Source organism: Micromonospora sp. NPDC004551, from assembly GCF_040609975.1.
Taxonomy (GTDB): domain Bacteria; phylum Actinomycetota; class Actinomycetes; order Mycobacteriales; family Micromonosporaceae; genus Micromonospora.
The window spans coordinates 115754-137928 of record NZ_JBEXLM010000007.1 but is presented as its reverse complement, the minus strand read 5'-3'; the positions used below and the strand labels follow the sequence as shown (position 1 = coordinate 137928).

Here is a 22175-nt window from a genome sequence, read left to right as displayed (position 1 = left end):
AAGGGTTCGGTTGCGGGCGGTGGCCCGGTCCACGTCGCGGACCGGGCCACCGCCTCAGATCACTTCCAGCTGCCCTCGATGCCGTTGAGCACCGTGGTGGTGTCCTTGCCGTTGATCCAGTCGACCATGCCCTTCCAGAAGGTGCCCGCGCCGACCGCGGCCGGCATCAGGTCCGAACCGTCGAACCGGAACACGGTCTTCGGGTCCTGGAGGATCTGCACGGAGAGCTTGTCCACCGGGTTGGGGACGTTGTTCAGGTCGAGCTTCTTGTTCGCCGACACCCAGTCGCCGATCTTGGCGCGGCTGTTGGCGTACTCGCCGGAGGCCAGGTAGGTCTGCACCGCCTGGACCTCGGGACGGTCGGCGAAGGCCGCGACGAACTCGCCGCCGCCCAGCACCGGCTTGCCCTTGGCCGGGTCGATGGCCGGGAAGTAGAACGCGAAGACGTCGCCGTCCTCGGCCACCTTGGTGCCCTCCGGCCACTGGTTGGCGTAGAAGGACGCCTGCCGGTGCAGCGCGCACTTGCCGGTGGTGATCGGGGTGCCGGCCTCCTGGAAGGAGGTGGTGGCGATGCTCTTCACGCCGCCGAAGCCGCCGTTGACGTACTTGTCGTTCTTGAGGATGCTGCCGGCCCGGTTGACCGCGTCGACGACCTTCGGGTCGTTGAACGGGATGCCGTGCGTGGTCCACTGGTCGTAGACCTCCGGACCGGCGGTCCGGAGCATGACGTCCTCGATCCAGTCGGTGGCCGGCCAGCCGGTGGCGTCACCGGACTCGATGCCGGCGCACCACGGCTTGGTGCCGCTCGCCGCGATCTTGTCGCTCAGGGTGATCATCTCGTCCCAGGTGGTCGGGACGCTCCAGCCCTTCTCCTTGAAGGTCTTCGGCGAGTACCACACGTAGGACTTCACGTTGGAGCCCAGCGGCGCGCCGTAGAACTTGCCGTCGACGGTGCTGTACTTCAGCCAGTCGGGGGAGTAGTTCTGCTCGGCCATGGCCTTGGTGTCGGCGCCGGCCGGCTTCAGCTTGCCCGCGTCGGCGAATCGCTTGAGCAGACCCGGCTGCGGGATGAAGGACAGGTCGGGGGCGTTGCCACCATCGACCCGGACACCCAACTGGGCCTCGAACTCACCGGAGCCCTCGTGGTCGATCTTGATGCCGGTGCAGTCCTCGAACTGCTTCCAGGACTGCTCCAGGCGGTCGGCCTCGATGTCCCGGATCGACGAGTAGATCGTCACCTTCTTGCCGTCGTGGCCCTGGTACTTCTCGTACGGGGCGCACTCGGGCTTGCTCGCGTTGCTGCTCTTCTTGTCGTTGCCGGTGCCGCAGGCGGTGACGCCGAGCGCCAGCCCCAGAACGCCGGCGATCGCGAGAGCCTGGCGCGATCTGGCAAACGCCATGCCGATCTCCTTCCTTGCCGGCGCGTGGGGGAAATCGAACCCGCGCCGGTCCGATGGTCGTCCCCACATGTAAGCGCTTGCATCTCATCCGGTCCACCCCCTGCCGGACACGGCCCGGTAACAATCCCGAAACCCGCTCACCGGCCGTGGGCGCGCTCCCACGCTGTGCTGACCAATCCCACGGAGACCCCCTTCCCATCGATGGAACTTTCTGCCACGCTGTCCCTATCGGATCGAAAACTTTCAACATAGGAGGCAGTGGATGCGCAAACGCTGGTTCAGCCTCGCGGCGGTGGCGGCGGTCTTCGTGGCCCTGGTCCCGGCGGCGCCGGCCATGGCCGCGCCGACCTTCAAGGTTCCGTTCCCCTGCAACCAGTCCTGGTCCGGCCAGACCCGGTCCGACCACAGCCCGGCCTACGCCATCGACTTCAACCGCACCGACGACCTCGGCGACCCCGTGGTGGCCAGCGCCCCTGGCACCGTCGACCGGGTGACCGACCTCGGCGGCACCAGCTACGGCAAGTACGTGCGGATCGACCACGGCAACGGATACACCACCTACTACGCCCACCTGAGCAGCTTCAACGTCTCGGTCGGGCAGGTGGTCGGCTACGGCCGGGTGATCGGCTACGTGGGCAGCACCGGCGGCTCGACCGGCCCGCACCTGCACTACGAGCAGCGGCTGCACGGCAACGACATCCAGGCCCGGTTCAACGGGGCGCTCGCGCTCTACTGGGGCACCAAGACCTACACCAGCGACAACGGCTGCTCCGGATCGAACACCGGCGCCGGCACCGTCAACACCACCTCCGGCGTCGCGCTGACCGTGCGGTCCGGCCCGGGCACCGGCTACAGCGCGGTCGGCACCGTGGCCGACGGCGCCAGCGTCACCATCTACTGCCAGACCAGCGGCACCAGCGTCAGCGGCACCTACGGGACCAGCTCGATCTGGGACCGGATCGGCACCGGCCGCTTCATCTCCGACGCGTACGTCTACACCGGCTACGACGGGTACATCCCCGGCGTGCCACGCTGCTGAACCCGGGGCGGCGCGGGGCCGGCCGGTCCCGCGCCGCTCACCGGTTGAGCTGCCGGATGGCGGCGTTGAGCGCGGCCGCGAAGGTCACCCAGGCCCAGTACGGCAGGAGCAGCAGGGCCGCCGGCCGGGAGACCCGCCGGAACAGCGCCACGGTGACCCCGATGGCCAGCCACATCAGCACGATCTCGGCGAACGCCAGCCCGTAGCGGCCGGCGCCGAAGAAGAGCGGGGTCCAGATCGCGTTGAGGACCAGTTGGGTGACCCAGGCGCCCAGCGCCGGTCCCCAGCCGGCCCGCTGCCAGACCAGCCAGCCGGCCACCGCGATGAGCGCGTAGAGGACGGTCCAGACCGGCCCGAAGAGCCAGGCCGGCGGCGCCCACGAGGGCTGGGCGAGGCTCGCGTACTCCTCCTGGGTGCCCCGCACCCCGAGCGCGCCCACGGCCGCCGCGACGGTGACCGCGGCGCCGAAGCCCAGCAGCGTCCACCACCGCCGGCCCCGGCCCACCCGCCGGATGGTTCCCGAGATCGTCATGTCACCGGATGCCCCGCGGGCCCCACGGACAAACCGGCGGACGGCAGCACGACGCCGGGGTCGCCGGACCCGGAGGCGCCTGTCTGGGAGGACGGCGTTTCCGGACCCGACGACCCCGGCGGGTCAGGGGTGGTGGGAGGTCGACGGCTAACTGAAGATGCTGACGCCGCCCGGCCCGACCAGCAGGCCGACGATGATGAGGACGATGCCCCACAGGATCTGCCGGCGGAACAGCGCGAGGATGCCGGCGACCACCAGTACGACTGCGAGAATCCAGAGAATCAGCTCCATGTCGGCTGGATACCCGTTCGTCGGATCCGGGAAACCTGGTTCTCAGTCGAGATGATCTCCCAGGTGGAAGATGCTGTACGCCTGCTTGATGACCGGGTGCGCGACGTTGCGGACGCGTACGCCGCCGGGGGTCGTGCCCCGCTCGGTGCCGTGGTGGGCGTGCCCGTGCAGGGCCAGCGCGGTGGGCGCCGAGTCGATCGCCTGGCCGAGCTGGTAGCAGCCGAGGAACGGGTAGATCTCCAGGGGCTCGCCGGCGAGGGTGTCCGGCACCGGGGAGTAGTGGGTCAGCGCGACCAGCAGGTCGCAGTCCAGCCCGCGCAGCGCGGCCCCGAGCGAGTCCGCGCTGTCCTTGGTGGTCTGGACGAACGCCTTCATCTCCGGCTCGCCGAAGTCGCTGGCGCACCGCCCGGCGAACCCGCCGCCGAACCCCTTCGTGCCGGCCACGCCCAGCCGCCCGCCGGCGCACTCCAGCACCACGCCGGTCCCCTCCAGCACGGTGATCCCGGCGTCCTCCAGCACCTTCACCACCTGCGGCACCTGGTCGCACTGGTGGTCGTGGTTGCCCAGGACGGTGATCACCGGCACGCCGAGGTCGCCGAACTCCTGAGCCACGCAGCGCGCCTCGGACTCGGTGCCGTGCCGGGTCAGGTCCCCGGCGAGCAGCAGCACGTCGGCGCAGTCGGGCAGCTCCTCCAGCGCCGGCCGGAACCGGCCCACCACGTCCTCGTCCAGGTGCACGTCGCCGACGGCGGCGATGCGGATCACCATCGAACCTCCCTCACGGCAGCTCCTCGACCTGGCTGGGGGCCTGGGTGCGGATCACACCGATGTCGCTGGTGATCGGCAGGTCCGGGAAGCGCTCGGCCACCCGGCGCAGGATCTCCTCCCGCCGGTGCGGGCTCTCCACCTCGCCGTAGAGCACCAGGCCGCGTTCGCGGCGCACCACGGTGATGCCCTGCTCGGCGACGTCCGGGTCCTCGGCCAACATGCTCTGGATCTCCGCCTCGACGTACTCGTCGGGCGGCGCGCCACCGTGCTGTCCGGTCACGGGGTCTCCCTTCCTCCGGACGCGCCGCCGGGCAGCACGTCGAGCCGGTCGAGCAGCACCAGGAACGCCTCGGCGTACGGCGAGTGCTGCGTCTCCTTCCGTACCCGTTCCCAGTCGATCTGTTCCCGCAGCGAGCGGGCGAGCGGCAGGGCCCGGGCGAAGTCGCAGTAGTGCTGGGAGAAGCTGAGCAGCTTGTGCACCATGAGCTGGCTGGCCGAGAGCACCGGCATGTGGATGGCGTCGACCGGCCGCACGATCGTGTCGGCGAAGGTCTCCTCGGTCACCGGGGTCTCGATCGGCCGGTGGATCAGGTCCACCATCCGGCCCTCGTCGTAGACCTTGACCAGCCAGTCCTCGGGCGGGCGCTCGGCGGTGAAGCCGGCCTCGACCAGCGCCTCCAGGGCCCGGTCCACGTCCTGCTGCCGGATCAGGAAGTCGACGTCGTGATCGCTGGAGTGGCCGCCGTGTGCGTATACGGCGAAGCTGCCGCCCAGCGCGAAGGGGATCTCGGACTGCTTGAGCACGGCGGCGACCTTCTTCAGGGTGTGCACCAGGGTCTCGTCCCCGCGCTCGGCCATCTGGTTCTCCCGTCGTCGTGGGTGGCGGTGGGAATGAAGTTGCGTACCCGGCGAACGGGTCGGCCACACCTGTTGGTGACGCGGCCCGACGTGGCGGTGGCAATGCGGACAAACCGCCGAAGGCGAGCGTGGGTCGGATAGCCTCGGGAGGGTGGCCAGGTCACTGCGGGTGCGGCGCGGAAGGGCCCGACTGCGCGCCGTCGCCCTGATCGGCATCGACGGCTCGGGCAAGACCACCCAGGCCCACCGGCTCGCCGAGGCGCTCACCGCCGCGGGCCACCCCGCCACCTACCACCGCAACGCCGGCGGCCGCCGCTGGCTGGGCCGGCTGGCCCAGCGGGTCGGCCGGCCCGATGCGCAGCGGCTCGTCGGGCGCAACGGGCTGCTCGCCGTGGAGTCCCTGCTCCGCTGGCTGGCCATCGCGCTCGCCCTGCTGACCTGCGTGGTGACCGGCCGGACGGCCGTGATGGACCGCTGGTCCGCCTGCCAGTACGCCAGCATCAGGGCGCACGGCGGGCAGCGCTGGGAGCGGCTGGCCCGGGCCGGCTACCGGGTCTTCCCGCCGCCCCGGGTCACCTTCCTGCTCACCCTGGACCCGGCCGAGGCCTACCGGCGGATCGAGCGGCGCGGCACCGACCACGAGACCATGCAGTGGCTCAGCGACGCGGCGACCGCCTACCGTGCCCTCCCGGAGTACGGCAGCTTCGTGGTGGTGGACGGCAGCGGCACCCCGGAGGAGGTGTCCCGCCGGATCCGGGCGCACCTGACCGAGTGGCTCCCCGGCGACCCGCCCCCGGCCGCGGGGCCGGGCCCGGGCGGCACCCGCCCGCCGTCGGGCGGGGCGGGGCGCGGCGAGCCGGTGCCGGCTCAGGCCCGCCCGTAGACCGGGATGCTCGCCCCGCTGGTCGGTGCCGACTCGTCGGAGGCCAGGAAGCGGATCACCGCGGCGATCTCGGCGGGCGGGACCCAGCGCCCGTGGTCGGCGTCCGGCTGGGCGGCCCGGTTGGCCGGGGTGTCGATCACGCTGGGCAGCACGGTGTTGCTGCGCACCCCGCGCTGCCGGTATTCCACCGCCACGGCATTGGCGAAGGCCTGCACGGCCGCCTTGGCGGTGGCGTAGCCGGCCGCGCCGGGGAAGGGCGCCACCGCGGCCCGCGCCGACACGGACACCACCGCGCCGCCGCCGGCCGCCACGAGGTGCGGCAGCGCGGCCTGGGTCACCAGGTACGTGGGCCGCAGGTTGATCCGCAGCATCCGGTCGAACTCCTCGATGGGGGTCTCGTGCACGAGGCCGCCACTGGCGTAGCCGCCGACCAGGTTGACCACGGCGCGCAGCGGCGCGGCCGGCTCGGCGGTGGCCGCGGCGATCGCGGCCGCGACCCCCGCGGGGTCCAGCAGGTCCGCGGCGACGGCTTCGGGTCGCTGCGTGGCGTCGGACGCGCCGGGCTGAGGTTGTCGTCGGACCCGGACCGGCCCCGCGGCCGCCGCCGTCCCGCCCTCCCGTTCGGGTACGACCACCCGCCAGCCGGCCTCGAGGAAGGCGGCCGACACCGCGCCGCCCAGCCCGCCCGTGCCCCCGGTCACCAGCACCGTGCGCTCCGCCATGGGCACACGCTAGCCGCCGGGCCGGGCCGGGGGTGACCGGGGCGCGATCCGGGCCGGTCGATGCCGGTCGTCATACGGCCCCGGCCGACCGGTGACCTGGGTGCCGCCGTCCGGCCGGTCCGGCAGGCGCGACGGCCGAGCCGACCGTCGGCCGGCGCGACGGAGTCGACCGGAGCGGGGGAGGCAGCCGGGCTGGGGGAATGGGACCCTTGGCACGGGAAGCGGGCGCGGAACGCGGTACTTTTCCGGATACGCGCCGTCATGGTTGACGGTCACGCCTCATGAAAGTAAGTTTCATCCGTGGCGAAGAGTCCGAAGATTTCTGCGAGTCACGAGCCCGGTGGACTGATCGTCCACATCAGCGGCCTGCTGCCCTCGCTGTCCCCGGCCGAGCAGCGGGTGGCCCGGCTGGTCGTCGCCGACCCGGCCGACGCCGCCCGGCGCACCATCACCGACCTCGCCACCGCCGCCGAGACATCCGAGGCCACCGTCATCCGGTTCTGCCGGTCGGTCGGCATGGACGGCTACCCCCAGCTGCGCATCCGGCTCGCCGCCGAGGCCGCCCGCCGGGTCGAGCCACCGGACGCCCGCGTGGTGGGCGGTGACATCCCACCCGGCGCCGACCTGGCGCAGATCATCGCCACCATCGCCTTCAACGACGCGCGGGCCGTCGAGGAGACGGCCGAACAGCTCGACCCCGCCGTCTGCGAGCAGGTGGTCGAGGCGATCGTCGCGGCCGGCCGGATCGACGTCTACGGCGCGGGCGCCAGCGGCTTCGTCGCCTCGGACTTCCAGCAGAAGCTGCACCGCATCGGCCGCACCGCCTTCTACTTCCCGGACGTGCACACCGCGCTCACCTCGGCCGCGCTGCTCGGCCGGGGCGACGTCGCGGTCGGCATCTCGCACACCGGCACCACCTCGGACGTCATCGAGGTTCTCGAACAGGCCCACGCCCGGGGCGCCACGACGGTCGCGCTGACCAACTTCCCCCGCTCTCCGATCACCGAGGTCGCCGACCACGTGCTGACCACCGCGGCCCGCGAGACCACCTACCGCTCCGGCGCGATGGCCAGCCGGCTGGCCCAGCTGACCGTTGTCGACTGCCTCTTCGTCGGGGTGGCCGCACGGAACCGGGCGAAGGCCCGGAAGGCCCTGGAGGCGACCGCCGAGGCGGTCCGGTCCCACCGGGTGGGCGCCGGCCGGAGGCGGGCATGACGGCGGGACGGGTGGAGCGGGACGAGGTGGCGGCCGTGCGGCCGGTGGTCCGGGTGGGTGCCCCCACCGAGCGGCGCAACCCGCACAGCGTCGACCTCGACCTGATGTCGACCCGGGACGTGCTCACCGTCATCAACGAGGCGGACCGGCGGGTGCCGGCCGCGGTGGCCGCCGTCCTCGACGAGATCGCCGAGACCGTCGACCTGGCCGTCGCCGCGCTGCGCGGCGGGAACCGGGTGCACTACTTCGGCGCCGGCACCTCCGGCCGCCTCGGCGTGCTCGACGCCGCCGAACTCGCGCCCACCTTCAACTCGCCGCGGCACTGGTTCTGCTCGCACCTCGCCGGTGGCCCGGAGGCCATGTGGCGGGCCGTCGAGGACGCCGAGGACGACGAGCGCGGCGGCGCAGCCGAGGCCGCCGAGTGCGTACGCCCCGGCGACCTGGTGGTCGGTCTGGCCGCCAGCGGACGCACCCCGTACGTCCTCGGGGCGCTCGCCGCGTCCCGGGCGCAGGGGGCCGCGACCGTGCTGCTCTGCGCCAATCCGGAGGCCGAGGCCGCCGCGTCGGTGGACGTCTTCATCGGGGTGGACACCGGACCCGAGGTGGTCACCGGGTCGACCCGGATGAAGGCGGGCACCGCGCAGAAGCTGGTGCTCAACACCTTCTCCACGGCCGTCATGGTGCGCCTCGGCCGCGTCTACTCGAACCTGATGATCGACATGGTGGCCACCAACGCGAAGCTGCGGGGCCGGATGATCTCGATCCTCATGGAGGCCACCGGCTGCGCCGAGGAGGTCTGCCGCAGCGCCCTCAACGAGGCCGACGGCGACCTCAAGACCGCCCTCGTCTCGCTGGTCTCCGGCGCCGAGGTCTCCGCCGCCCGGGCCGCCCTGGCCCGCTCCGCCGACCAGGTGCGCGGCGCGCTGGCCCTGCTCGCCTCCTGACGCCCCCCACCGGCCGGATCCCCTCCCGGCCGCCTCCGCCCCACCGGTGCGACGCGCATCACATGGCGGGTGGGGACGTCCCGCGCGCTGCGGATTGTTCCACCAGCCGTGGGGTAATCCTCACCGGTGGCTGAACCGACCGGTCCGCGGACGCGTATCTCGCAGTGACCAGGATCGCAATGAGGCGGTGACGCGGGTCGCTGTGTTCATGGAATTCGCAATGGTGCGATTTCCTGAGCGGACGACGATTCCGCTGCTCCGACGCCCTTCCACCGGGGCGTACGCGAACCGCCCGAGCAGGGGCCCTGACAGCAAACATGGACCGGGCTCTCAGCTACCACTCAGGCATTCGTGACAGTTTCGACTCACGACATGGAATCCCCGACGCGTCTCATCTGTTGTGTAGGTGTCAGCACCTACGGGCACAGCGGAGGTTACGGGGAGGGCTGATGAACGTGGGGATGGCAAGGAACCGGGCAACCGGCGCGAGCGAGGGGACCGTGGCAATCGTGGACAAGAACATCGGCATGCGTACCGACGAGGTCGCCGAGGAGCGGGACCTGGTCGGCGTCTACCTGCACGAGATCTCCCGGACGCCGCTGCTGGACGCCGCCAAGGAGGTCGATCTCTCCAAGGCGATCGAGGCGGGCCTCTACGCCGAGCACCTGCTCGGCGAGGACCGCGTCCCCGACGGCGTCGACCGGGAGGACCTGGAGCGGCTGGTCGTCGAGGGTGAGCGCGCGAAGGACCTGTTCATCCGCGCGAACCTGCGACTGGTCGTCTCGATCGCCCGCCGCTACGTGCGGTCGGGCATGCCCATGCTGGACCTGATCCAGGAGGGCAACACCGGCCTGGTCCGGGCCGTCGAGAAGTTCGACTACGAGCGCGGCTACAAGTTCTCCACCTACGCGACCTGGTGGATCCGCCAGGCCATCAGCCGGGCGATCGCCCAGCAGGAGCGCACCGTGCGGCTGCCCGTGCACCTGGTCGAGGACGTCAACCGGATGCGCAACGTGGCCCGGCAGCTCACCCGTGAGCTGGGCAGCGACCCGGAGCCGGAGCAGATCGCGGCGGCGCTCGGCGTCACCGTCGAGCGGGTCAACGAGCTGGTCCGCTGGTCGCAGGACACCGTCTCGCTGGACACCCCGGTGGGCGACGACGGCGACACCAACCTCGGCGACCTGGTCGCCGACAGTGACGCCCCGTCGCCGGAGGAGATCGTCCTCACCGGTCTGGAGCGGCAGCGGATCGAGGGTCTGCTCAACCACCTCGACGACCGTTCGGCCGGCATCATGCGGGCCCGCTACGGCCTGGAGGACGGGCGCGAGCACTCGCTGACCGAGGTGGCCTCGCGGTTCTCGCTCTCCCGGGAGCGGATCCGCCAGCTGGAGATCCAGGCGCTCGGCCGGCTGCGTGAGCTGGCCCGCGCCGAGGGGCTGCAGGCGGCCTGAGCTGGTAGTAATGGAATCGACGAACGGCCGGCGTCCGATAGGGGGACGCCGGCCGTTCGCCGTTCCGGGTCAGCGCACCCGGCCGTAGCCGGCGATGGTCATGATGTCCATGTCCCGCTTGTTGACGTTGCGACCCGCGCTGGGCGCGTCGATGATCTGGCCGCCGCCCACGTAGAGGGCCACGTGCCCGAGACCGGAGTAGAACACCAGGTCGCCGGGTTGCAGCGAGCCGCGGCTGATCCGCGAGGTGGCGTCCCACTGCATCGCGGCGTTGTGCGGCAAGGACTTGTTGGCCGCCCGCCACGCCGCCAGGGTCAGCCCGGAGCAGTCGTAGCTGCTCGGGCCGTCGTCGCCGTAGCCGTAGGGCTTGCCGATCGCGCCGTACGCGTAGCGCACGGCCACGCCGGCGGAGCCCGAGATGGCCGGGGCGCTGCCCGCGGAGCCGGACTTGACGGGGGCCTCGGTGGCCCGTCCGTACGCCTTCCGGCGCAGCTCGTAGAGGCGGGCCAGGTCCGCCTCGATCTTCTTCTTGCCGGCGACCAACTGCTTGGCCTGCGCCGCCTCCCGGGCCAGCGTGGCGTCGAGCCGGGTCTTCTGGTCGATCAGCCGGCGCTGGTTCTCGGTGAAGCCCGTGATGGTCTGCTGCCGCTGGCGGGTCAGCTGGTCCAGCGTGCCCAGCCGGTCCGGCAGCGTGGCCGGGCCGCCCGGCTCCAGCAGGGCCTGCACGGTGCGCATGCCCCCGGTCTTGTAGGCCGTGGCGGCGAGGACACCGACGTCGGCGCGGCTCCGTTCGGCCTGCTCCTGCAACGGGCCGATCCTGGCCTGCAACCTGGCCGCGGTGGCCTTGTTGGCCTTGATCTCCTCGTTGAGCTTGTTGTACGACTCGACGATTCGCTCCAGCTCAGTCGAGGACTTCTCGATCTGCTTCGTCAGCTCGGCGGGGGTGGGCTCGGCGCGAGCCACCGACGCCGGGGCGAGCAGCGCGGCCGAGAGGCCCGCCACCGCCAGCGAGCGCAGCAGGATCCGTAAGGACGACAAGAGCGGAAGGCTCCTCTCCGACTCTCGCCCGGCGCGGAACGCACCCGGCGACACCGGCCCGGGGCCATCCGGGTGGATGGCGGTCGACCGGACCGGCCTGCCCAACCTAACCCGTGACCGGAGTGACGGGGTGTTGAAGCAGGGGCGAAAGTTGGCAAAGCGTCAGGAAGTGCCGCCGGTGCCGGTGACGCTTCGTGACCGGTTCGCGGGCGGGCAGTCGTGGCGCCGGTGCCGGATGGGCGGATCACGCCAGTGGCCCGATTCGTCGTTCTGGGCGGATGTCGCCAGGCAACGCGCCGCAAAGTCACGACAAAGACGGAAATCACCCCCGTTTTCCGGCGCAGCATTCGGCCGGCGGTAGGCGCGTGGCCAGGGAAAACGTCCGGCGGGCTGGCGTGCCCCCAACACAATGAAGCGCGGAGTCCGGGAATCCCGCCGGCCGGCAACGCCGGCGACGCGAGGCCCGGCCCGCGAACCCCGGGAGGCCGCCGTGCAAGCCGATGGCTCCACCACCCGCCCGCCCCGGTCGCCGGGCGCGGCAGCACCCACCCTGCTCTACGCCCGGCCCGGCATCGTGGTCACCGGCGAGCGCTTCACCGTCGGCCGCAACAGCTGGCCGGTCGCTGAGATCACCCAGCTCTGGACCACCCGGGGCCCGCACGACCGGCTGGCCCTCCGGGCGGTCGCCGTCTCCGCCGGGCTCATCGGCGCGGTAGGTGTGCTGCTCGGCTTCACCGGCGGGCTGCAGCGGCTCACCGCGGCGGCGTACCTCACGCTGGGCGCGGTCGGGTTGCTGCCGCTGCTGCTCGTGCTGATCGGTGACCGCTGGCGGCCGCCGGCGCACGAGCTGTGGGGCCGCCTCGGCGGGCGCGAGGTGCTGCTCTTCAGCAGCGACGACGAGCGGCAGTTCGGCCAGGTCACCCGGGCCCTGAGGCGCGCCCGCGAGGGGGTGCGCCACGGCGGCTGGACGGACCCGCCGGCGGCCGAGGCGTGGCGGCCGAACCGCTGACCCGGCGGGGTCAGCCGGCGACCGGCTCCGGGGTCCGGGTCGGCCGCTCGGCGGCCATCCAGTGGCTCACCCGGCGCTCGGCGTAGAACGAGACGAACGGCACGGTGCCGGCGAGCATCACGAGCAGCATCCGCTTCAGCGGCCAGTCGGCCCGGCGCGACAGGTCGAACGTGAGCGCCAGATAGATCATGTAGAGCCAACCGTGCGCGGTGCCGACCACGGCCACCACGCTCGGGTTGTCGAAGCCGTACTTCAGCGGCATGCCGATCAGGACCAGCACCACCAGCGCCACGCCCACGATCCAGGCGATCACGCGGTACCGGGTAAGGGCTCCGCCCACCGTCGTCCGTCCTTCCGCACCGGCCTCAGCCGGGATAGTCGCCGGGCTTCGCGCCCGGGTTGGCGTTCAACCAGGAGAGGTAGTTGTTGTACGCAGCCAGTTCGCCGTCGTCGACCCCGTCGGCCGGGGCGGCCGGGACGCGGCTGACCCGCACCGGCCGGCGTACCGCCGGGGTGGGGACGGCCGGCTCGGCGCCGTCGGCCACCGGCAGCGCCGGGCTGGTCGCCTGCTCGCGCGCCGCCCGCAGCGTGTGCCGCAGCTCGCGCCACCAGACGAAGACCACGAAGGCCGCGAAGACCGGCCACTCGATCGCGTAGCCGAAGCTCAGCGTGTTGCCCCCGGCGGCCCGGGTGACCTGCCACCAGCCCAGCCCGAGAAAGCCCACCACCAGCACGACCATGGCCACGTGGCGGACGATCCACGCCGGTGTCCAGAGCCGCTTCATGCCATCGAGGGTACCGGGCCCGCCGGCCGTCTCCGACGCGGTGTCGTAGGTGGGAGGGTTTGGTGACACCCCGGCTGGGCATCCGTCTAGATGCCAGCCCGAACGAGACGAGGGGGCGACGATGACCGAATCAGTACACCGGGACGCCAGCCCGGAGCAGCGGGTCACGGAGTGGGACGGCGATCACGCCCGCACCCAGGACGTCGACGGTGACCTGCTGGGGGTGGACCCGGCCGAGCTCGGCGACGAGGACCTGATCCGGGAGATGCAGAGCCTGCACCGGACCCGGCTGGACACCCTCCGGCACGCCACCGACTCGGCGCTCGCCAACCACCTGCGCCGCACCGCCGAGCTGGAGACCGAGTACCTGGCCCGGCACCCCGGCCGGGAGGTCGACCCGAGCCGCCTCCGGGACGCCTGATGAGCAACCACGCCGAGCGCGGCATGTCCGCGCCGCCCGAGGTGGTCTTCAACACCGCCACCGACCCGGACCGGTCGTCGGCCTGGCTGCCCGAGGCGCTGCGCCGCTCCGGCACCCACCAGGTGGAGGTGCTCGACGCCGAGGACCTGCGGGCCCGCTGGAGTTCCGAGGCCGCCGGCTGGTCGGCCGACATCGACGTGGAGCCGGCCGACGCCGGGGGCGCCCGGGTCCGGCTCGACCTCACCGGCACCGACCACGGGATGGCCGACGAGATTCTGGCCAACCTCGCCCGCGAGGTGTCCGACAACCTGAACGCCGGCTGAGCCCGGCGGCGCTGACGAGAAGGAGGGAGGCCGGGTGACCGGGAGTGGCCTGAAGCAGAAGGTGGCGCGGCTGCGCCAGGCGTACGCGCCGCACGAGCACCGGCCGCTGGGCGGCTACCTGGTGGCGATGGGCACGTACGGCGCGGTGACCGCGTCGCTCGTCGGGCTGGTCAAGGCGACCGGCCGTCCGGTGCCCGAGCGGCCCTCGGCCGGCGACGTGGTGCTGCTCTCGATCGCGACCCACAAGCTGAGCCGCCTGCTCACCAAGGACGCGATCACCAGCCCGCTGCGCGCGCCGTTCACCCGCTACGACCACCCGATCGGCAGCGGCGAGGTGATGGAGCAGGTCCGCGACCAGGGCAGCCCGACCCGGCACGCGCTCGGCGAGCTGGTGAGCTGCCCGTTCTGCCTGGCGGTCTGGGTCGCCACCGGCCTCACCGGCGGGTTGGTGCTGGCGCCCCGGCTGACCCGGCTGGTCGCCACCGCCCTGACCGCGGTGGCCGCCTCCGACTTCCTCCAGATGGGCTACGCGGTGGCCCAGCAGGCGGCCGAGGGTGGGCACCAGGAGAAGTGACCGCACGAAGACGAAGAGGGCCGGCGCGCTGCGCCGGTCCTCTCTCCGCTCCCGTCCGGTCAGGTGGGGGTGGTGCCGTGGTCCTCGCCGGCCCAGCCCCGCGACGCCTCCGGTTCCCGCTCGTCGCGGTCCTCGCCGGTGATGACGTCGTCGGAGACCGCGGTCTCGTCGTGCTCGCCGGCGAAGTCGGGATCCGGCAGCGTGTCCGTGCCCTCCGGTGGCTGGCCGAGCGCCGGGGGGTGCTCGTGTTCCTCGTTGCGGTCGGTCATTGCGCTGTCCTCTCCGTCCTCAGGCCGGCCGGGCTCAGGCCACCGTCCCGCCGAGCAGGTCGGCCGCCTCGTCGACCGCGTACTCGCCCTCGGGCAGCGCGTCGATCCGGGACAGCAGGTCGGCGGGGAGCTCGGCCGCCACCGCCCTTCGGTAGATGTCCGCCTGGCTCATCCGCTCCTGGCCCCGGAAGATGTCGTCGAGCAGTTCGTCGAGCTGCCGGGTGTCCGGCTGCTCGGTCACGGGCGCGTCGTCGGTCACGCCGACCAGCTACCCGGGCCCGAATCGGTCAAACGTCCCCAGCCGCCGCTCACGCGGGGGTGGGGAGGGTGGCGCGGCGGGTGCGCACGGCCTCAGCCAGGTGGGCGAGGACCTCGGCCGTGGTGTCCCAGCCGATGCAGGCGTCGGTCACCGACTTGCCGTACTCCAGGCTGCGGGTGGGGTCCAGGTCCTGGCGGCCCGGCTGGAGGAAGCTCTCCAGCATGATGCCGACGATGCCGCGCTGGCCGGCGGCGAGCTGGGCGGCCACGTCGGCCGCGACCAGCGGCTGGTTGCGGTGGTCCTTGCCGCTGTTGGCGTGGCTCGCGTCGACCACCACGCGCTCGGGCAGTCCCGCCGCGCGCAGCAGGTCCAGCGCCCCCGCCACCGAATCCGCGTCGTAGTTGGGCCGGCCACCGCCGCCGCGCAGCACCAGGTGCCCGTCGGCGTTGCCCCGGGTGTGCATGATCGCCGGGGTGCCGGAGACGTCGATGCCGGGAAAGACGTGCGGCACGCCGGCCGCCCGGATCGCGTCCACCGCCGTGGCGATGCTGCCGTCGGGGCGGTTCTTCATGCCGATCGGCATGGACAGGCCGGAGGCGAGCTGGCGGTGCACCTGGCTCTCCACCGTCCGCGCACCGATCGCGCCCCAGGCCACCGTGTCCGCGATGTACTGCGGGGTGATCGGGTCGAGGAACTCGCAGCCCACCGGCAGGCCCAGCCGCAGCACGTCGAGCAGGAGCGCCCGGGCGGTCCGCAGCCCGGTGTTCACGTCGCCCGAGCCGTCCAGGCCAGGGTCGTTGATCAGGCCCTTCCAGCCCACGGTCGAGCGCGGCTTCTCGAAGTAGACCCGCATCACCACGAGCAGGTCGTCGGCGAGCCGGTCGGCCAGCTCGCGCAGCCGGCCCGCGTACTCCAGGGCGGCGGCGGGGTCGTGCACCGAGCACGGGCCGACCACGACCAGCAGCCGGTCGTCGGCCCGGTCCAGCACCCGGCCGACGGCACGCCGGCCGGCCACCACGGCCTCGGCCAGGGCGTCCTCCAGGGGCAGGTGGTGGTGCAGCAGGGCCGGGGTGGTCAGCGGCACGACACGGTCGATCCGCTGGTCGATGACCCGATGGGCGTCCGGGGTCGTCACGGTGGGGTTCCTTCCGCCGACCGTGCCCGGGGCCGGCGCCCGGGATCGAGCCGGCTGCTCGTACGCGAAAGGGCAGGGAATCATCCCTGCCCGGCCGGCTCTAAGAGGAAGTGACGTCAGCTCATGGTCGAGTCACCGGCTCCTCCAGCCGGCTGCCTAAACCATCGATACGACCGCGTCACGCCCGTCAGCGTACCCGACGGGCGGAGCGCGTCCCACCCGCTCGTCGGGTACGCCACGCCCGGCGGGGGTATGGGGGACGGCATGAGTCACGACCAGAGCGACCAGGAGCGGATCGAGTCCCGCGCCCACCTGCTGCCCGAGGAGGCGGCGGCGGGCAGCGAGGATCCGGAGGCGCAGGCCGACGCGATCCTCACCGAATCGGACATCCGGGAGGAGGACCGGAACGCCGCCCCGGACACGGTGCTGGAGCACCGGACCTCCGATCAGACCGTCACCCCCGTCGAGCCCCCCGACTGAGCGGCGGCGCCGCGGGCCCGGCGGGAACCCCGGTAGGTGGTCGCCCGCAACCAGGCGAGCGGCCCGGCCACCCGCAGGCCCGGCGGCACGTTGCCGATCGGGTCGAAGGCCAGCGCGGCGTCCTCCCGGGCGCCGCGCCGGCCCTCCAGGCGCACCTCGCCGAACGGCCGCCACGGCCCGACCGCGGAGGCCACCGCCAGTACCAGCCGCGGCCCGTCGTCGCCGGCCACCGCCGGGAGCCCGGCCAGGCCACGGCCCAGCTCCGGCGACTCCGGGTCGCCCAGCACGGCCAGGTACAGCCGCCGCCGGCCCGCGCGGAAGGACATGATCGAGGTGTACGTCCCGGTGAAGCCGCGCCGGGGCAGCGGCAGGTGGCGCAGCACCGGTGCCGCACCGCTCGAACTGGCGAGCAGGTCCACCGGCGGCTCCGGGTCGCGGTGCAGCCGGATCCCCACCCCCAGCACGTCCGGCCAGCTTCCCGGTGTCGGCACGCCCTTGGACAGGCGGACCGTCGCCGGCCACCGGCCGGGCAGGTCGAGCAGCGGCACACCGGCCGGCGGGCCCGGCGTACCCCAGATGAGGACCTCGGCGGAGAAGGTGCGGCCGGCGGGGTGCAGCAGCCGGCCCCGCCGGAGCCGGGCCAGCGTGGCGGCGGCACGTTCGACCGCGGCCGATGGGGGGGAGGACATGCCCGGCGAGTACCCCGGCGCGCGGCGACGATGCTCCCCGCACGTCACCTTTCCACCCGCGAGATCGGATAGCGTCGTGCCATGCCCGACAGCGGTTACCCCTGGCCGATCGAGACGACCCGACTGGACAACGGTCTGCGCGTGGTGGTGAGCGAGGACCGCACCGCCCCCGCGGTCGCCGTGAACCTCTGGTACGACGTGGGCTCCCGGCACGAGCCCGAGGGCCAGACCGGCTTCGCCCACCTCTTCGAGCACCTGATGTTCGAGGGCTCGGTCAACGTGGCGAAGACCGAGCACATGCGGCTCATCCAGGGCTCCGGCGGCTCGCTCAACGCCACCACCAACCCGGACCGGACCAACTACTTCGAGACCGTCCCGGCCGAGCACCTGGAGCTGGCGCTCTGGCTGGAGGCCGACCGGATGGGCGGCCTGGTGCCGGCGCTGACCCAGGAGACGCTGGACAACCAGCGGGACGTGGTGAAGAACGAGCGCCGCCAGCGCTACGAGAACGTGCCGTACGGCGACGCCTGGCTGCGGCTGCTGCCGCTGCTCTACCCGCCGGGGCATCCCTACCACCACGCCACGATCGGCTCGATGGCCGACCTGAACGCCGCCGACCTGGCCACCTTCCAGGCGTTCCACAGCACCTTCTACGCGCCGAACAACGCGGTGCTCACCGTGGTCGGCGACACCACGGCCGCCGAGGTGTTCGCACTGGCCGACAAGTACTTCGGCGCGCTGCCGCCGCGCGAGGACATCCCGGCGGCCCCGGACGGGCGCGCCGTCCCGGCCACCGGCCGGCCCGCGGTGGAGACGGTCACCGCCGACGTGCCCGCTCCCCGGGTCTACGTGGCGCACCGCACCCACTCGTTCGGCACCCCCGGCTACGACGTGGCCACCGTGCTCGCCACCGTGCTGGGCAGCGGCCGGGGCAGCCGGCTCTACCAGCGGCTCGCCGACGGCGAGCGGATCGCCCAGCCGGACCTGGTCGGCGCGTACGGGGTGGACCTGGCGCACGCGCCGGCGCCGCTGATCGCCACGGCCACGGCCCGCCCCGGGGTGTCCGGCGACCGGCTGCGCGAGGGGCTCGCCGAGGTGGTCGACGAGCTGGCCACCGTGCCGGTGACCGCCGCCGAGCTGGACCGGGCCAAGGCGCTGCTGAGCACCATGTGGTGGCGGCAGATGTCCACCGTGGACGGCCGCGCGGACACCCTCGGCCGGTACGCCACCCAGTTCGGCGACCCGGCCCGGGCCGGCGAGCGGCTGCCCGCCTGGCTCGCCGTCACCGCCGAGCAGATCGCCGACCAGGCCGCCGAGCTGCTCGGCGCGGCCGACCGGGCGACCCTCACCTACCTGCCCGAGGAGACCTCATGACGCTGATCGCCACCCGTCCCGGGCCGGGCGCCGCCCGGCCGTACCGGTTCCCGCAGGTGGTCCGCCGCTCCGCCGCCGGCGGGCAGGTCGTCGCCGCGCACCTGCCCGGGCAGAACCTCGCCGTCGCGCTGCTGCTGCTCGACGGCGGCGCCGGCCGGGAGCCGGTCGGCAAGGAGGGGCTCGGCGGGGTGCTGGCCAAGGCGCTGGAGGAGGGGACCGCGCAGCGGGACGCCACCGCGTACGCCCTGGCCATCGAGGCGCTCGGCACCGAGCTGGTGACCGGCCTGGACTGGGACTCGTTCCAGGTGAGCGTGCAGGTGCCGGTGGACCGGCTGAGCGCTGCCGTGGAACTGCTCGCCGAGGCGGTGCGCACGCCGAAGCTGGACCCGGCCGACGTGCGCCGGGTCCGCGACGACGAGGTGACCGCCCTGCGGATGGACTGGGCGAACCCGGGCCCGCGGGCCGACGCCGTGCTGCGCGCCGACCTGTTCGGCGCGGGCAACCGCTGGGGCCGCCCCATGTACGGCGACCCGGAGAGCGTGGCCGCCCTGGACGTGGACGACGTGACGGTCTTCCACTCCGAGTGGTTCATCCGCCCCGGCACGCTGATCGTCGCCGGCGACCTGGACCGGATCGACCTGGACGCGCTCGCCGCGACGGTGTTCACCGGTGCCGGCGGCGCGGCCGCGGACAAGGGTGGCCCGATCGAGGTGCCGCTGTCCGACCGCCGGCGGATCATCCTGGTCGACCGTCCCGGCTCGGTGCAGTCCACGCTCCGCCTCGGGCACCCGTCACCGCACCGCGCCCACCCGGACCACGTGCCCATGACGCTGGCCGGCACGGTGCTCGGTGGGGCCTTCACCTCCCGGCTCAACCACCTGATCCGCGAGGTGCGCGGCTACACGTACGGGATCCGCGGCGACTTCGCCTCGTCCCGCCGGTTCGGCCGGTTCGCGGTCAGCTCCGGGGTGCAGACCGCGGTGACCGCGCCGGCCCTGGTCGAGGCGGTCGGCGAGGTGTCGCGTACGCAGCTGACCGGGGTCACGGAGGACGAGCTGGCGGTGGCCCGCTCCTGGCGCGCCGGCCAGCTCTCGGTCGAGCTGCAGAGCCCCCGGGCCATCGCCTCGGCGCTGACCACGCTGGTGGTGCACGACCTGCCGGACGACTACCACGCCCGGCTGCGTGAGGCGCTGCTCGCCGCGACCGTCGAGGAGGTCTCCGCGGCCGCCGCCGCCCACCTGCACCCGGAGTCGCTCACTCTGGTCGTCGAGGGCGACTCGGCGGTGATCCGGGACGAGCTGGTGGCCGCCGGGCTCGGCGAGGTGGTCGACCACACGTCCTGACCGGCTTCCGGTGTGGTGCCGACGGCGCGGCCGTGGGGATGTGATTCCCGTCGCGTCCGGCGGTCGCGTGCGCCCGGGCCGCGGGCGCGGATGCTCCGGCCCGGGCCCCGGACGGCCGGGGATTCTCCGTCGGCGGCCCGTGGCCCGACGGTGTCGTTGCAGACCGACCGGCCGATCGCCGAAGGGTGCGCGGGCGGCCGGCGGCCCGCGCGCTGGGAAAGCCTTCCCACCGGCCCCGCCCGGCTGGGTAGCCTCGCGGGCATGAGGATCGGCATTGTGGGGGCCACCGGCCAGGTCGGTGGCGTGATGCGGCAGGTGCTGGCGGAGCGCGAGTTCCCGGCGGAGCAGGTGCGGCTGTTCGCCTCGGCCCGGTCGGCCGGGCGCTCGCTGCCCTGGCGCGACGGCGAGGTCACCGTGGAGGACGCGGCCACCGCGGACTACCGCGGCCTGGACATCGTGCTCTTCTCGGCGGGCAAGGGCACCGCCCGGGAGCTCGCGCCCCGGGTCGCCGAGGCCGGCGCGGTCGTCATCGACAACTCCTCCGCGTTCCGGATGGACCCCGAGGTGCCGCTGGTGGTCGCCGAGGTCAACCCGCACGCCATCGCCGACCGGCCCAAGGGCATCGTGGCCAACCCGAACTGCACCACCATGGCCGCCATGCCGGTGCTGCGCCCGCTGCACCAGGAGGCCGAGCTGGTCAGCCTGGTGGTCGCCACCTACCAGGCGGTCTCCGGGGCCGGCCTGGCCGGCGTCGCCGAGCTGGACGAGCAGGTCCGCAAGGTCGCCGAGCACGCCGCCGGGCTCGCCTTCGACGGGTCGGCCGTGGAGTTCCCCGCGCCGCGCTCGTTCGCCCGGCCGGTCGCCTTCAACGTGCTCCCGCTGGCCGGCTCGATCGTCGACGACGGCTCCGACGAGACCGACGAGGAGCAGAAGCTGCGCAACGAGAGCCGCAAGATCCTGGAGATCCCCGGGCTCAAGGTGTCCGGCACCTGCGTCCGGGTGCCCGTCTTCACCGGCCACTCGCTCCAGATCAACGCCCGCTTCGCCCGCCCGATCACCCCGGCCCGCGCCCGGGAGCTGCTCGACGGCGCGCCGGGCGTGGCGCTCTCCGACGTGCCGACCCCGCTTCAGGCGGCCGGCCAGGACCCGACGTACGTCGGGCGGATCCGGGCCGACGAGACCGTCGAGCACGGCCTGGCTCTCTTCTGCGCCAACGACAACCTGCGCAAGGGTGCGGCCCTCAACGCCGTGCAGCTCGCCGAACTCGTCGCGGCGGAAGGGCGCTGACTCCAATGACGGACGAGCGCACCAGGCAGGCCCTGACCGACCTCGTGGCGAGCCGCCGGCTGGGCGTGCTCGCCACCCTGAAGCGCGACGGCCGGCCCCAACTGTCCACCGTGGTCCACTCCTTCGATCCGGACGCCGGGCTGATCCGGATCTCGGTGACCGACGGCCGGGCCAAGACCGCCAACCTGCGCCGCGACCCCCGGGCCAGCTTCCACGTCAGCAGCGAGGACGGTTGGGCGTACGCGGTGGCGGAGGCCCGCGCCGAGCTGACCCCGGTGGCGGAGCGACCGGACGACCCGACCGTCGAGGAACTCGTCGGGCTCTACCGGGCGGTGCAGGGCGAACACCCGGACTGGGACGACTTCCGGCGGGCCATGGTGGCCGAGCGCCGGCTGGTGCTCCGGCTGCACGTCGAGCGGCTCTACGGGATGCCGCCGCGGGGCTGAGCGCCGGGTGCCGGCCGGCGTTACCTCGTTCGCGGCACCGGGTAGACCGCGGTGCCGACACCGAGAGGGGAGCACCATGACAACGGTCGGAGAGTTCATGACGACCCGGTTGGTGACGATGAACGGCAGCGACACCCTCACCGCCGCGGCACAGGAGATGCGCGACAGCGCCATCGGCGACGTGGTGGTGACCGATGGCGACAACGTGGTCGGCATCGTCACGGACCGGGACATCACGGTCCGGGGCGTGGCCGAGAACCTGGATCCCAACACCACTCAGCTCGACCAGATCACCAGCAAGGACGTGGTGACGGTCAGCCAGTACGACGACGCGGTGGCCGCCACCGACCTGATGCGCACCTACGGGGTCCGCCGGTTGCCGGTGACCGAGGACGGCCGTCTCATCGGCCTGGTGTCGATGGGTGACCTGGCCGTGGAGCGGGAGCCCCAGTCCGTTCTCGCGGACGTCAGCGCCGACGACCCGAACAACTGACCCGTCCGCCGCGGTGACGCCGGCCCCCGGTTCGGGGGCCGGCGTTTCGCGTGTCCGGACCCCTCTGCGGGTGCCTCACCCGAACCGGGCGAGGTTGACCCGTACCCCGGCGGGGACCCGTCCTCGGACGTCGGAGGCCGCGGATCG

The 22175-nt window shown here is 73.1% G+C and carries 28 protein-coding genes and 1 pseudogene; 15 read left to right on the top strand and 14 right to left on the bottom strand.

Annotated elements, in window-relative coordinates; translation table 11 throughout:
* Nucleotides 1-59 precede the first annotated feature (59 nt).
* Nucleotides 60-1400: an ABC transporter substrate-binding protein gene (locus ABZW14_RS11420; protein WP_355343532.1), complete on the bottom strand. Its 1341-nt coding sequence runs from the start codon at nucleotides 1398-1400 to the stop codon at nucleotides 60-62.
* Nucleotides 1401-1662: 262 nt separating this feature from the next.
* On the opposite strand from ABZW14_RS11420, the gene ABZW14_RS11415 reads away from it, so the two are divergent.
* Nucleotides 1663-2439: a peptidoglycan DD-metalloendopeptidase family protein gene (locus ABZW14_RS11415; RefSeq protein WP_355343529.1), complete on the top strand. Its 777-nt coding sequence runs from the start codon at nucleotides 1663-1665 to the stop codon at nucleotides 2437-2439.
* A gap of 37 nt (nucleotides 2440-2476) precedes the next feature.
* Here ABZW14_RS11415 and ABZW14_RS11410 read toward each other — a convergent pair whose 3' ends face one another.
* The 5 genes and pseudogenes from ABZW14_RS11410 to ABZW14_RS11390 all read right to left on the bottom strand — a co-directional run bounded on the left by ABZW14_RS11410 (nucleotide 2477) and on the right by ABZW14_RS11390 (nucleotide 5104).
* A complete protein-coding gene (locus tag ABZW14_RS11410) occupies nucleotides 2477-2971 on the bottom strand; it encodes a TspO/MBR family protein (protein WP_355343526.1) in 495 nt (164 codons plus the stop codon).
* 147 nt (nucleotides 2972-3118) lie between these two features.
* Nucleotides 3119-3262: a GPGG-motif small membrane protein gene (locus tag ABZW14_RS11405; protein ID WP_167537057.1), complete on the bottom strand. Its 144-nt coding sequence runs from the start codon at nucleotides 3260-3262 to the stop codon at nucleotides 3119-3121.
* Nucleotides 3253-4030: pseudogene (locus ABZW14_RS11400) on the bottom strand (metallophosphoesterase). The gene ABZW14_RS11405 and the pseudogene ABZW14_RS11400 overlap by 10 nt, the downstream one beginning before the upstream one ends.
* Nucleotides 4031-4040: 10 nt before the next feature.
* Nucleotides 4041-4250, bottom strand: coding sequence for a hypothetical protein (locus ABZW14_RS11395; RefSeq protein WP_204342491.1), 210 nt, complete (start codon nucleotides 4248-4250; stop codon nucleotides 4041-4043).
* Nucleotides 4251-4306: 56 nt separating this feature from the next.
* Nucleotides 4307-5104 carry a nucleotidyltransferase gene (locus tag ABZW14_RS11390; protein ID WP_355343523.1) on the bottom strand — a complete coding sequence of 266 codons (798 nt, stop codon included), beginning with the start codon at nucleotides 5102-5104 and terminating at the stop codon, nucleotides 4307-4309.
* On the opposite strand from ABZW14_RS11390, the gene ABZW14_RS11385 reads away from it, so the two are divergent.
* Nucleotides 5040-5771 (top strand): dTMP kinase, encoded by a 732-nt coding sequence (locus ABZW14_RS11385; protein WP_355343520.1) that lies wholly within the window; start codon nucleotides 5040-5042, stop codon nucleotides 5769-5771. The genes ABZW14_RS11390 and ABZW14_RS11385 overlap by 65 nt on opposite strands.
* Here the strand turns inward: ABZW14_RS11385 and ABZW14_RS11380 are convergent.
* Nucleotides 5756-6493, bottom strand: coding sequence for an SDR family NAD(P)-dependent oxidoreductase (locus tag ABZW14_RS11380; protein WP_355343517.1), 738 nt, complete (start codon nucleotides 6491-6493; stop codon nucleotides 5756-5758). The two genes, ABZW14_RS11385 and ABZW14_RS11380, sit on opposite strands and share 16 nt — an antisense overlap.
* Before the next feature lie 300 nt (nucleotides 6494-6793).
* Between ABZW14_RS11380 and ABZW14_RS11375 the strand changes: the two genes are divergently transcribed.
* The 3 genes from ABZW14_RS11375 to ABZW14_RS11365 all read left to right on the top strand — a co-directional run bounded on the left by ABZW14_RS11375 (nucleotide 6794) and on the right by ABZW14_RS11365 (nucleotide 10103).
* On the top strand, nucleotides 6794-7708 hold the full coding sequence (locus ABZW14_RS11375; RefSeq protein WP_355343514.1) for a MurR/RpiR family transcriptional regulator: 915 nt from the start codon (nucleotides 6794-6796) through the stop codon (nucleotides 7706-7708).
* Nucleotides 7705-8652, top strand: coding sequence for an N-acetylmuramic acid 6-phosphate etherase (murQ, locus tag ABZW14_RS11370; RefSeq protein ID WP_355343511.1), 948 nt, complete (start codon nucleotides 7705-7707; stop codon nucleotides 8650-8652). Before ABZW14_RS11375 ends, murQ begins: the two co-directional genes overlap by 4 nt.
* Before the next feature lie 461 nt (nucleotides 8653-9113).
* The gene (locus tag ABZW14_RS11365) at nucleotides 9114-10103 is read left to right on the top strand and encodes a sigma-70 family RNA polymerase sigma factor (RefSeq protein ID WP_355343927.1); all 990 of its coding nucleotides are present in this window, start codon (nucleotides 9114-9116) and stop codon (nucleotides 10101-10103) included.
* A 69-nt stretch (nucleotides 10104-10172) separates the two neighbouring features.
* Here ABZW14_RS11365 and ABZW14_RS11360 read toward each other — a convergent pair whose 3' ends face one another.
* Nucleotides 10173-11141, bottom strand: a complete 969-nt coding sequence (locus ABZW14_RS11360; protein WP_355343508.1) for an NlpC/P60 family protein — start codon at nucleotides 11139-11141, stop codon at nucleotides 10173-10175.
* A gap of 490 nt (nucleotides 11142-11631) precedes the next feature.
* On the opposite strand from ABZW14_RS11360, the gene ABZW14_RS11355 reads away from it, so the two are divergent.
* A complete protein-coding gene (locus tag ABZW14_RS11355; RefSeq protein ID WP_355343505.1) occupies nucleotides 11632-12150 on the top strand; it encodes a DUF6232 family protein in 519 nt (172 codons plus the stop codon).
* 10 nt (nucleotides 12151-12160) lie between these two features.
* Here the strand turns inward: ABZW14_RS11355 and ABZW14_RS11350 are convergent, their stop codons facing one another.
* Both ABZW14_RS11350 and ABZW14_RS11345 read right to left on the bottom strand, forming a co-directional pair.
* Nucleotides 12161-12490, bottom strand: coding sequence for a DUF3817 domain-containing protein (locus ABZW14_RS11350; protein WP_355343502.1), 330 nt, complete (start codon nucleotides 12488-12490; stop codon nucleotides 12161-12163).
* 25 nt (nucleotides 12491-12515) lie between these two features.
* Complete coding sequence (locus tag ABZW14_RS11345; protein ID WP_355343499.1) at nucleotides 12516-12935, bottom strand: hypothetical protein; 420 nt, start codon at nucleotides 12933-12935, stop codon at nucleotides 12516-12518.
* Nucleotides 12936-13056: 121 nt separating this feature from the next.
* Between ABZW14_RS11345 and ABZW14_RS11340 the strand changes: the two genes are divergently transcribed.
* The 3 genes from ABZW14_RS11340 to ABZW14_RS11330 are packed head-to-tail and all read left to right on the top strand — an operon-like array spanning nucleotide 13057 to nucleotide 14253.
* The gene (locus tag ABZW14_RS11340) at nucleotides 13057-13356 is read left to right on the top strand and encodes a DUF6158 family protein (RefSeq protein ID WP_355343496.1); all 300 of its coding nucleotides are present in this window, start codon (nucleotides 13057-13059) and stop codon (nucleotides 13354-13356) included.
* The gene (locus tag ABZW14_RS11335; RefSeq protein ID WP_355343493.1) at nucleotides 13356-13679 is read left to right on the top strand and encodes a hypothetical protein; all 324 of its coding nucleotides are present in this window, start codon (nucleotides 13356-13358) and stop codon (nucleotides 13677-13679) included. Before ABZW14_RS11340 ends, ABZW14_RS11335 begins: the two co-directional genes overlap by 1 nt.
* A gap of 34 nt (nucleotides 13680-13713) precedes the next feature.
* The gene (locus ABZW14_RS11330; protein WP_355343490.1) at nucleotides 13714-14253 is read left to right on the top strand and encodes a DUF1360 domain-containing protein; all 540 of its coding nucleotides are present in this window, start codon (nucleotides 13714-13716) and stop codon (nucleotides 14251-14253) included.
* Nucleotides 14254-14312: 59 nt separating this feature from the next.
* On the opposite strand, the gene ABZW14_RS11325 is transcribed toward ABZW14_RS11330, so the two are convergent.
* The 3 genes from ABZW14_RS11325 to ABZW14_RS11315 are packed head-to-tail and all read right to left on the bottom strand — an operon-like array spanning nucleotide 14313 to nucleotide 15916.
* Nucleotides 14313-14522, bottom strand: a complete 210-nt coding sequence (locus ABZW14_RS11325; protein ID WP_355343488.1) for a hypothetical protein — start codon at nucleotides 14520-14522, stop codon at nucleotides 14313-14315.
* A 34-nt stretch (nucleotides 14523-14556) separates the two neighbouring features.
* Nucleotides 14557-14781 (bottom strand): hypothetical protein, encoded by a 225-nt coding sequence (locus ABZW14_RS11320; protein ID WP_262284663.1) that lies wholly within the window; start codon nucleotides 14779-14781, stop codon nucleotides 14557-14559.
* A 49-nt stretch (nucleotides 14782-14830) separates the two neighbouring features.
* On the bottom strand, nucleotides 14831-15916 hold the full coding sequence (locus tag ABZW14_RS11315; protein WP_355343485.1) for a 3-deoxy-7-phosphoheptulonate synthase: 1086 nt from the start codon (nucleotides 15914-15916) through the stop codon (nucleotides 14831-14833).
* 264 nt (nucleotides 15917-16180) lie between these two features.
* Here ABZW14_RS11315 and ABZW14_RS11310 point away from each other — a divergent pair, with 264 nt between their 5' ends.
* On the top strand, nucleotides 16181-16396 hold the full coding sequence (locus tag ABZW14_RS11310) for a hypothetical protein (RefSeq protein ID WP_355343482.1): 216 nt from the start codon (nucleotides 16181-16183) through the stop codon (nucleotides 16394-16396).
* Here ABZW14_RS11310 and ABZW14_RS11305 read toward each other — a convergent pair.
* The gene (locus tag ABZW14_RS11305; protein ID WP_355343479.1) at nucleotides 16363-17085 is read right to left on the bottom strand and encodes a phosphodiesterase; all 723 of its coding nucleotides are present in this window, start codon (nucleotides 17083-17085) and stop codon (nucleotides 16363-16365) included. The two genes, ABZW14_RS11310 and ABZW14_RS11305, sit on opposite strands and share 34 nt — an antisense overlap.
* Before the next feature lie 81 nt (nucleotides 17086-17166).
* Here ABZW14_RS11305 and ABZW14_RS11300 point away from each other — a divergent pair, with 81 nt between their 5' ends.
* From ABZW14_RS11300 to ABZW14_RS11280, 5 genes are all read left to right on the top strand, one after another.
* Nucleotides 17167-18459: a pitrilysin family protein gene (locus ABZW14_RS11300; protein WP_355343476.1), complete on the top strand. Its 1293-nt coding sequence runs from the start codon at nucleotides 17167-17169 to the stop codon at nucleotides 18457-18459.
* Nucleotides 18456-19802, top strand: a complete 1347-nt coding sequence (locus tag ABZW14_RS11295) for a pitrilysin family protein (protein WP_355343473.1) — start codon at nucleotides 18456-18458, stop codon at nucleotides 19800-19802. The genes ABZW14_RS11300 and ABZW14_RS11295 overlap by 4 nt, the downstream gene beginning before the upstream one ends.
* 261 nt (nucleotides 19803-20063) lie before the next feature.
* Nucleotides 20064-21089, top strand: a complete 1026-nt coding sequence (locus ABZW14_RS11290) for an aspartate-semialdehyde dehydrogenase (RefSeq protein ID WP_355343470.1) — start codon at nucleotides 20064-20066, stop codon at nucleotides 21087-21089.
* Nucleotides 21090-21094: 5 nt separating this feature from the next.
* Nucleotides 21095-21535 carry a PPOX class F420-dependent oxidoreductase gene (locus tag ABZW14_RS11285; RefSeq protein WP_355343467.1) on the top strand — a complete coding sequence of 147 codons (441 nt, stop codon included), beginning with the start codon at nucleotides 21095-21097 and terminating at the stop codon, nucleotides 21533-21535.
* A gap of 76 nt (nucleotides 21536-21611) precedes the next feature.
* Nucleotides 21612-22028, top strand: a complete 417-nt coding sequence (locus ABZW14_RS11280; RefSeq protein ID WP_091269704.1) for a CBS domain-containing protein — start codon at nucleotides 21612-21614, stop codon at nucleotides 22026-22028.
* The last annotated feature ends 147 nt before the right edge of the window (nucleotides 22029-22175 follow it).